The organism is Luteimonas kalidii (assembly GCF_029887935.1).
Classification (GTDB): Bacteria; Pseudomonadota; Gammaproteobacteria; order Xanthomonadales; family Xanthomonadaceae; genus Luteimonas; species Luteimonas kalidii.
On record NZ_JARXRO010000014.1, the window covers coordinates 735,628 to 744,009 of the forward strand.

Genomic DNA, 8,382 nt, shown 5'->3' on the forward strand with positions numbered 1-8,382 from the left:
GGCCGGCCTGGGGCCGCCGGGGGACCGGTCCATCCGCGAACGCGGACGAGCCGGCAAGTATATACCAACGCCAGGCCGCCTGGCGACGACGTCGCCCTGCCCCGGCCAGCACCGGGTCCGGCCGCGTCGCCGCGGCCGGAAGCGACCCTTACCAGCTTGCCTTGCGCAGGCCCGGCACGTCGCCGCGCATGGTGGCTTCGCGCAGCTTGTTGCGGCCCAGGCCGAACTTCGAGTAGACGCCGCGGGGACGACCCGTCAGCGCGCAACGCGTGGTCTGGCGCGCCGGCGAGGAATCACGCGGAAGCTTCTGCAGCCGGGTCGCGGCCTCGATCTTCTCTTCGTAGCTCGCGGACTGGCTGCTGATGGTCTTCTTCAGCTCGGCGCGCTTGTCGGCATGCTTCTTCACCAGCTTGGCGCGCTTGGCCTCGCGGTTGACCATGGAGGTCTTGGCCATGTGGTTTCCTCAGTTGCGGAACGGGAAGCGGAACGCTTCGAGCAGCGCCTTGGCTTCCGCGTTGGTCTTGGCGGTGGTGGTGATGGCGATATCCATGCCGCGGATCGCGTCGACCTGGTCGAAGTCGATTTCCGGGAAGATGATCTGCTCCTTCACGCCCATGTTGTAGTTGCCGCGGCCGTCGAACGAACGGCCCGAGACGCCGCGGAAGTCGCGAACGCGCGGCAGCGAGACGTTGACCAGGCGGTCGAGGAACTCGTACATGCGATTGCGGCGCAGCGTGACCTTGCAGCCGATCGGCCAGCCGTCGCGGATCTTGAACGAGGCCACCGACACGCGCGACTTGGTCACCAGCGGCTTCTGGCCGCTGATGCGCGCCATGTCGGCAGTCGCGTTCTCGAGGATCTTCTTGTTCGCCGCGGCCTCGCCCACGCCCATGTTGAGCGTGATCTTGGTCAGCCTCGGTACCTGCATGATGTTGGTGTAGCCGAACTGCTCCATGAGCTTCGGCACCACCTCATCCCTGTAGAACTGTTCCAGACGGGTCGTCATCTTCTTGATTCCTGGTTTCCGGCGGGCCTTCAGACCGCCTCGCCGCTCGAGCGGAACACGCGCAGCCGCCGTCCATCCTCGAGCACCTTGGTACCGACGCGCTCGCCCTTGCCGGAGGCAGGGTTGAACAGCATCACGTTCGACACGTGGATCGGCGACTCGCGCTCGATCACGCCACCGGGCTGGCCGGCCTGCGGGTTGGGCTTGGTGTGGCGCTTGACGATGTTGATGTTCGACACGACGACCTTGTCGCCGAGCACGCGCACCACGTCGCCGGTCTTGCCCTTGTCGCGACCCGCGATCACGACCACCTGGTCGCCCTTCTTGATTCGATTAGCCATTGTCGTTTCCTCCGCTCACAGCACTTCGGGCGCGAGCGAGACGATCTTCATGAACTTCTCGGAACGCAGTTCGCGGGTCACGGGCCCGAAGATGCGCGTGCCGATCGGCTCGTGCTTGTTGTTCAGCAGCACGGCGGCGTTGCCGTCGAAGCGGATCAGCGAACCGTCCGCGCGACGCACGCCCTTGCGGGTGCGCACCACGACGGCGTCGTAGACCTCGCCCTTCTTGACCTTGCCGCGCGGGATCGCGTCCTTGACCGAGACCTTGATGATGTCGCCGATCGCGGCGTAACGGCGCTTGGAGCCGCCGAGCACCTTGATGCACATCACTTCCTTGGCACCGGAATTGTCGGCCACGTCGAGGTGGCTCTGCATCTGGATCATTTCAGTGCCTCCTTCTTACTCGGCCGCGCGCGCGACGATCTCGACCACGCGCCAGTTCTTGGTCTTGGACAGCGGCGCCACTTCCACGAGGCGGACGATGTCGCCTTCCTTCGCGGCGTTGTCGGCGTCGTGGGCGTGCAGCTTGGTCGAGCGACGGATGTACTTGCCGTACAACGCGTGCTTCACGTTGCGCTCGACCAGAACGGTCACGGTCTTGTCCATCTTGTCGCTGACCACCCGGCCCTGGACCGTGTTCTGCTTCTTTTCGCTGTTGTTCATGGTCGTGTGCCTTACTTCTTCGACCCGAGCAGCGTGTTCACGCGCGCGATCTCGCGGCGCACACGACGTGCTTCGTGGGTCTTGGTCAGCTGGCCGGTCGCCTTCTGCATGCGCAGCGCGAACCGTTCCTTCTGCAGCTCCAACATGTGGCTCTGCAGCTCGTTGGCGGACTTGCCGCGCAGTTCCTTGATCGTCGCCATCAGCGCACCGTCCGGGTCACGAAAGTGGTGGTGACCGAGAGCTTGGCGGCGGCCAGGCGGAACGCCTCGCGCGCGACGGCCTCGTCGACGCCCTCGATCTCGTAGATCATGCGGCCGGGCTGGATCTGCGCCACCCAGTACTCGACGCCACCCTTGCCCGAGCCCATGCGGACTTCGATCGGCTTCTTGGTGATCGGCTTGTCGGGGAACACGCGGATCCACATCTTGCCGCCGCGCTTGACGTGGCGGCTGATCGAGCGGCGGCCGGCCTCGATCTGGCGCGCGGTCAGCTGACCGGTGGCGGTCGCCTTCAGGCCGTACTCGCCGAAGCTGACGGCATTTCCGCTCCACGCCAGGCCGTCGTTGCGGCCCTTGTGCATCTTGCGGTACTTGGTTCGCTTGGGTTGCAGCATGGTTTAGTCCCTCGCCTCGCGGTCGCCACGGTCGCGGCGCGGTCCACGCGGACGCTCGCGATCGCCACGGTCGCCGCGATCGTTGCCGCGCGGCGAATCGTCCTGCTTCTCCTGGCCCACCTGGCTGAAATCGAAGATCTCGCCCTTGTAGATCCAGGTCTTGATGCCGATGATTCCGTAGGTCGTCTTGGCCTCGGCGAAGCCGTAATCGACGTCGGCGCGCAGCGTGTGCAGCGGCACGCGACCTTCGCGGTACCACTCCGAACGCGCGATCTCGGCGCCGTTGAGGCGGCCTGCGACGTTGACCTTGATGCCCAGCGCGCCCAGGCGCATCGCGTTGCCGACGGCGCGCTTCATCGCGCGGCGGAACATGATGCGGCGCTCGAGCTGCTGCGCGATCGATTCGGCGACCAGCTGCGCGTCGAGCTCTGGCTTGCGCACCTCGGTGACGTTGATGTGGGCGGGCACGCCCATCATCTCGCTCACGTCCTTGCGCAGCTTCTCGATGTCCTCGCCGCGCTTGCCGATCACCACGCCCGGGCGGGCGGTATGGATCGTCACGCGCGCGGTCTTGGCCGGACGCTCGATCAGGATCTTGCTGATGCCGGCCGCGGCGAGCCGCTTGCGCAGCATCTCGCGGACCTTCAGGTCGGCCGTCAGGTAGCCGGCGTATTCCTTCTTTCCGGCGTACCACTTGGAGTTCCAGTCCTTGGCGATGCCCAGGCGGATACCGGTGGGATGAACTTTATGACCCATGTTACTTGCCCTCTCCCACGACGACGGTGATGTGGCTGGTGCGCTTGAGGATGCGCGTGCCACGACCCTTCGCGCGGGCCATGAAGCGCTTGAGCGTCGGGCCTTCGTCGACGGTGATCGTGGCGATCTTCAGCTCGTCGATGTCGGCACCGGCGTTGTTCTCGGCGTTGGCGATCGCGGACTCGACCAGCTTCCTGATCATGGCCGCAGCCTTCTTGTCGGAGAACTTCAGCAGGCTGACCGCGCGCTCGGCCGGCAGGCCGCGGACCTGGTCGGCGACCAGGCGCGCCTTCTGCGGCGAGATGCGGGCGGTGCGAAGCACCGCGGTGCGCTTGTTGACCTCGGTGCGCGCGCGCCGGGCCTCTTCGTGCTTGGCTCGTGTTGCCTTGTCCATCGTGCGCTCCTTACCTGCCCGACTTCTTGTCGCCGCCGTGACCCTTGAAGGTCCGCGTCAGCGCGAATTCGCCGAGTTTGTGGCCAACCATGTTCTCGTTGACCAGCACCGGAATGTGGTTGCGGCCGTTGTGGACGGCGATCGTGAAGCCCACCATTTCCGGCAGGATCATCGAGCGGCGCGACCAGGTCTTGATCGGCTTCTTGGTGTTGCCCGCCACTTCCACCTTCTTGATCAGGTGGTGGTCGACGAACGGGCCCTTCTTCAGTGAACGTGCCATGGTCTATCAGCTCCTGCGGTCGCGCACGATGAACTGCTGCGTCCGCTTGTTCTTGCGGGTCTTGTAGCCCTTGGTCGGCACGCCCCACGGGGTGACCGGGTGCGGGTTGCCCTGGCCGGCCTTGGCCTCGCCACCGCCATGCGGGTGGTCGACCGGGTTCATCGCGGCGCCGCGGACGGTCGGCTTGATGCCGCGCCAGCGCTTGGCGCCCGCCTTGCCCAGCTTCTCGAGGTTGTGCTCGACGTTGCCGACCTCGCCGATGGTGGCGCGGCACTCGGCCGGCACCCGGCGCATCTCGCCCGAACGCAGGCGGATCAGCGCGTAGACGCCTTCGCGCGCGACCAGCTGCACACCGGCGCCCGCGGCGCGGGCGATCTGCGCGCCCTTGCCCGGCTTCATCTCGATGCAGTGGACCGTCGAGCCGACCGGGATGTTGCGCAGCGGCAGCGTGTTGCCCGCGCGGATCGGGGCATCGTTGCCCGCGATCACCTGGTCGCCGGCCTTCAGGCCCTTGGGCGCAATGATGTAACGGCGCTCGCCATCGACGTAGCACAGCAGCGCGATGTGCGCGGTGCGGTTGGGATCGTATTCGATCCGCTCCACGCGCGCCGGGATGCCTTCCTTGTCGCGCTTGAAGTCGATGATGCGGTAGTGCTGCTTGTGGCCACCGCCGATGTGGCGCGTGGTGATGCGACCGTGGTGGTTGCGGCCGCCGGACTTGCCCTGCGGCTCGACGAGCGCGGCATGCGGCGCTCCCTTGTGCAGGTCGGGCGTCACCACGCGGACCGCGCTGCGGCGGCCGGGGGACGTGGGCTTGAACTTCATCAAAGGCATGGGAGCTTCCTCAGGCCGTCGCGTTGATCACGTCGATCGACTGGCCTTCGGCCAGCGTCACGTACGCCTTGCGCCAGCTGCCGCGGCTGCCCTGGCGCTGACGGAAGGACTTGCTCTTTCCCTTCACGTTCACCACATTGACAGCGGACACCTTGACGTCGAACAGCTTCTCGATCGCGGCCTTGATGTCGGCCTTGGTCGCATCTTTCGCCACTTCGAACGCGTACTGGTTGGATACTTCCTGCAGGCGCGCGGTCTTTTCGGACACGCGCGGCGCACGGATCACTTCATAGAGCTTGGCGTCGTTCATGCCAGCCACTCCTCGATCTTCTTCACCGCGCCGGTGGTGAACAGCACACTGTCGGCACCGACCAGCGACACGGGGTCCAGACCCTGCACGTCGCGCACTTCGACGTACGGCAGGTTGCGCGCGGACAGGTACAGGTTCTCCGAGGCGTCCTCGGTCACGATCAGCGGCCGACGGCCGAGCTCGAAATCCTTCAGCTTCGTCACCAGGCCACTGGTCTTCGGCGCGTCGACGTCGAACGACTCGACCACGGTGATCCGGCCCTGGCGGTTGAGCTCGGACAGGATCACGGCCATGGCCGCGCGGTACTGCTTGCGGTTGACCTTCTGCGCGAAGCTGCGCGGCTTGGCCGCGAAGGTCACGCCGCCGCCGACGAAGATCGGGGCCGTCAGGGCGCCGTGACGCGCGCCGCCGCCCTTCTGCTTCTTCGACTTCTTGGTGGTGCCGTTGACTTCGGCGCGCGTCTTCTGCGCCTTGGTGCCCGCGCGACCGGCGTTGCGATAGGCGACGACGACCTGGTGGACCAGGTCCTCGCTGAATTCGCGGCCGAAGATCGCGTCGGAGACGGACAGGCTGTTGTTGCTACCGTTGATGGCGAGTTCCATCGTCGTCTCTCCTTATCCCTTGCTCGAGGGGCGTACGACGACGTCGCCGCCCGGAGCGCCCGGAACCGCGCCCTTCACGGCGATCAGGCCGCGTTCGGCGTCGACCTTGACCACCTGCAGGCGCTGGGTGCTCTGCGTATCGGCGCCCATGTGGCCGGACATCTTCTTGCCCGGAAACACGCGACCCGGCGTCTGGCGCTGGCCGATCGAGCCCGGCGAGCGGTGCGACAGCGAGTTGCCGTGCGTGGCGTCGCCCATCTTGAAGTTCCAGCGCTTGATCGTGCCCTGGAAGCCCTTGCCCTTGGTGACGCCCTGGACGTCGACCAGCTGGCCGACTTCGAAGATGTCGGCCTTGATCTCGCCGCCGATCTGGAAGTCGGCGATCTTGTCGTCGGCCACGCGCAGCTCCCACAGGCCGCGGCCGGCCTCGACCTTAGCCTTGGCCAGGTGGCCGGCCTCGGGCTTGGTCAGCAGCGAGGCGCGCTTGACGCCCGCGGTGACCTGCACGGCGCTGTAGCCGTCGGTCTCCAGCGTCTTGATCTGGGTGATGCGGTTGGGGGTCGCTTCGATCAGGGTCACCGGCACGGACTTGCCGTCCTCGGTGAACACCCGGCTCATCCCGGCCTTGCGGCCGACGATGCCCAACGAATGGATCTTCGCGGTCATGGTGGCGGGCCTCAGGTCAGCTTGATCTGGACGTCGACGCCAGCCGCGAGCTCGAGCTTCATCAGCGCGTCCACGGTCTTGTCGTTGGGGTCGACGATGTCGAGCACGCGCTTGTGCGTGCGGGTCTCGTACTGGTCGCGGGCGTCCTTGTCGACGTGCGGCGACACCAGCACGGTGTAGCGCTCGATCTTGGTCGGCAGCGGGATCGGGCCGCGCACCTGCGCGCCGGTCCGCTTGGCCGTTTCGACGATCTCGCTCGCGGAACGGTCGATCAGCCGATGATCGAACGCCTTGAGCCGGATCCGGATTTTCTGGTCCGCCATGACGGAATTCCTCGTTGAAAGAGCGACGGGTTCTGCGGCTGGGTGCGCAGGACCCCATTCGGAGACTTCTCGCCCGCCGGCCGCGGCGTACTGCCCGGAGCCGTCGGAACGCAACACAAAAAACAAGGCAGACCGGTTGCCCGATCCGCCAGTACGGAGAACTGCAAGCGCAACAAAATGCCCCGCCTATGTGTCCCGGACACCTCCGGGACGGGCGAAGCGCATGCCGCGCGACAATTTCCCTGTCTGGCGAAGACGAGGAGCGTCCTGCCCCTCATTTCGCGGTATCGAGGGCGACTGGAGAACCGGCCTGCCCGCGAGAGTCGAACATTATGAAACCTTCACGGGCAGGATGCAAGCGATGCCGGCATCTTTTTTGCCCGGACGCGGGAGATGAATCCTGAAGCCCGCTTCCCGCCCACCAGCAGAGCCGCTGGGCGGGCCAGGATGGGACGCTCCGGCGGGAGGCTCCGGCGGCCTTGCCAGGCCTCGCGGCCCGCGCGTCCCGCACCCGCGCGCCGTGGCGCGCGGGTCTGTCACATCACTTCAGGATCTTCGCCACCACGCCGGCGCCGACCGTGCGGCCGCCCTCGCGGATCGCGAAACGCAGGCCCTCGTCCATCGCCACCGGGTTGATCAGCGACACCACCATCTTCACGTTGTCGCCCGGCATCACCATCTCGGTGCCCTCCGGCAGCGTCACCGCACCGGTGATGTCGGTCGTGCGGAAGTAGAACTGCGGGCGGTAACCCTTGAAGAACGGGGTATGACGGCCACCCTCGTCCTTCGACAGCACGTACACCTCGGCCTCGAACTCGGTATGCGGCGCGATCGAGCCGGGCTTGCACAGCACCTGGCCGCGCTCCACGTCGTCACGCTTGGTGCCGCGCAGCAGCAGGCCGGCGTTGTCGCCCGCCTGGCCCTGGTCGAGCAGCTTGCGGAACATCTCCACGCCCGTGACCGTGGTCTTCTGGGTCGGACGGATACCGACGATCTCGATTTCCTCGCCCACCTTGATCACGCCGCGCTCGATACGACCGGTCACCACCGTGCCGCGGCCCGAGATCGAGAACACGTCTTCCACCGGCATCAGGAACGGACGGTCGATGTCGCGCTCCGGCTCCGGGATCCAGCTGTCCAGCGCCTCGACCAGCTTGATGATCGCAGGCACGCCGATGTCCGACTGGTCGCCTTCCAGCGCCTTGAGCGCCGAACCGTGGATGATCGGGGTGTCGTCGCCCGGGAACTCGTACTTGCTCAGCAGCTCGCGGACTTCCATCTCCACCAGCTCCAGCAGTTCGGCGTCGTCCACCATGTCCGCCTTGTTCAGGAAGACCACGATGTACGGCACGCCCACCTGACGGGCCAGCAGGATGTGCTCGCGCGTCTGCGGCATCGGGCCGTCCGCGGCCGAGCACACCAGGATCGCACCGTCCATCTGCGCCGCACCCGTGATCATGTTCTTCACGTAGTCCGCGTGGCCCGGGCAGTCCACGTGCGCGTAATGCCGGTTCGGGGACTCGTACTCCACGTGCGCGGTCGAGATCGTGATCCCGCGCGCCTTCTCCTCAGGCGCCGCGTCGATCGCGTCGTA

General features: G+C 66.4%; 16 protein-coding genes. All 16 read right to left on the reverse strand.

From position 1 onward, the window contains the following. Positions 1 to 148: 148 nt before the first annotated feature. Entirely contained in the window at positions 149 to 454 is a 306-nt protein-coding gene (gene rpsN / locus QFW81_RS08735; protein WP_280578324.1) for a 30S ribosomal protein S14, read from the reverse strand. 9 nt (positions 455 to 463) lie between these two features. Beyond that, positions 464 to 1,006: a 50S ribosomal protein L5 gene (rplE, locus tag QFW81_RS08740; protein WP_280578325.1), complete on the reverse strand. Its 543-nt coding sequence runs from the start codon at positions 1,004 to 1,006 to the stop codon at positions 464 to 466. Positions 1,007 to 1,035: 29 nt separating this feature from the next. After that, positions 1,036 to 1,347, reverse strand: coding sequence for a 50S ribosomal protein L24 (gene rplX / locus QFW81_RS08745; RefSeq protein WP_146387445.1), 312 nt, complete (start codon positions 1,345 to 1,347; stop codon positions 1,036 to 1,038). Positions 1,348 to 1,362: 15 nt separating this feature from the next. Next, complete coding sequence (gene rplN / locus QFW81_RS08750) at positions 1,363 to 1,731, reverse strand: 50S ribosomal protein L14 (protein WP_146387447.1); 369 nt, start codon at positions 1,729 to 1,731, stop codon at positions 1,363 to 1,365. A gap of 15 nt (positions 1,732 to 1,746) precedes the next feature. Continuing rightward, positions 1,747 to 2,010, reverse strand: coding sequence for a 30S ribosomal protein S17 (rpsQ, locus tag QFW81_RS08755; RefSeq protein WP_280578326.1), 264 nt, complete (start codon positions 2,008 to 2,010; stop codon positions 1,747 to 1,749). An 11-nt stretch (positions 2,011 to 2,021) separates the two neighbouring features. After that, the gene (gene rpmC, locus QFW81_RS08760; protein WP_280578327.1) at positions 2,022 to 2,210 is read right to left on the reverse strand and encodes a 50S ribosomal protein L29; all 189 of its coding nucleotides are present in this window, start codon (positions 2,208 to 2,210) and stop codon (positions 2,022 to 2,024) included. Further along, on the reverse strand, positions 2,210 to 2,623 hold the full coding sequence (rplP, locus tag QFW81_RS08765; RefSeq protein WP_149104207.1) for a 50S ribosomal protein L16: 414 nt from the start codon (positions 2,621 to 2,623) through the stop codon (positions 2,210 to 2,212). The genes rpmC and rplP overlap by 1 nt, the downstream gene beginning before the upstream one ends. A 3-nt stretch (positions 2,624 to 2,626) precedes the next feature. Continuing rightward, positions 2,627 to 3,379, reverse strand: a complete 753-nt coding sequence (rpsC, locus tag QFW81_RS08770; RefSeq protein WP_280578328.1) for a 30S ribosomal protein S3 — start codon at positions 3,377 to 3,379, stop codon at positions 2,627 to 2,629. Position 3,380: 1 nt separating this feature from the next. Further along, a complete protein-coding gene (rplV, locus tag QFW81_RS08775) occupies positions 3,381 to 3,773 on the reverse strand; it encodes a 50S ribosomal protein L22 (protein WP_280578329.1) in 393 nt (130 codons plus the stop codon). A 10-nt stretch (positions 3,774 to 3,783) separates the two neighbouring features. Then, entirely contained in the window at positions 3,784 to 4,053 is a 270-nt protein-coding gene (rpsS, locus tag QFW81_RS08780; RefSeq protein ID WP_149104205.1) for a 30S ribosomal protein S19, read from the reverse strand. A 6-nt stretch (positions 4,054 to 4,059) separates the two neighbouring features. After that, positions 4,060 to 4,887: a 50S ribosomal protein L2 gene (rplB, locus tag QFW81_RS08785; RefSeq protein ID WP_149104204.1), complete on the reverse strand. Its 828-nt coding sequence runs from the start codon at positions 4,885 to 4,887 to the stop codon at positions 4,060 to 4,062. Between the two features lie 10 nt (positions 4,888 to 4,897). Beyond that, on the reverse strand, positions 4,898 to 5,197 hold the full coding sequence (gene rplW, locus QFW81_RS08790) for a 50S ribosomal protein L23 (protein WP_280578330.1): 300 nt from the start codon (positions 5,195 to 5,197) through the stop codon (positions 4,898 to 4,900). Further along, a complete protein-coding gene (rplD, locus tag QFW81_RS08795; RefSeq protein WP_280578331.1) occupies positions 5,194 to 5,799 on the reverse strand; it encodes a 50S ribosomal protein L4 in 606 nt (201 codons plus the stop codon). The genes rplW and rplD overlap by 4 nt, the downstream gene beginning before the upstream one ends. Positions 5,800 to 5,811: 12 nt before the next feature. Further along, positions 5,812 to 6,465: a 50S ribosomal protein L3 gene (gene rplC / locus QFW81_RS08800; protein WP_280578332.1), complete on the reverse strand. Its 654-nt coding sequence runs from the start codon at positions 6,463 to 6,465 to the stop codon at positions 5,812 to 5,814. 11 nt (positions 6,466 to 6,476) lie between these two features. Then, complete coding sequence (rpsJ, locus tag QFW81_RS08805; protein WP_005408208.1) at positions 6,477 to 6,788, reverse strand: 30S ribosomal protein S10; 312 nt, start codon at positions 6,786 to 6,788, stop codon at positions 6,477 to 6,479. A 541-nt stretch (positions 6,789 to 7,329) separates the two neighbouring features. After that, positions 7,330 to 8,382: elongation factor Tu (gene tuf, locus QFW81_RS08810; RefSeq protein WP_280578333.1), on the reverse strand; the 1,053-nt coding region annotated here is incomplete at its 5' end.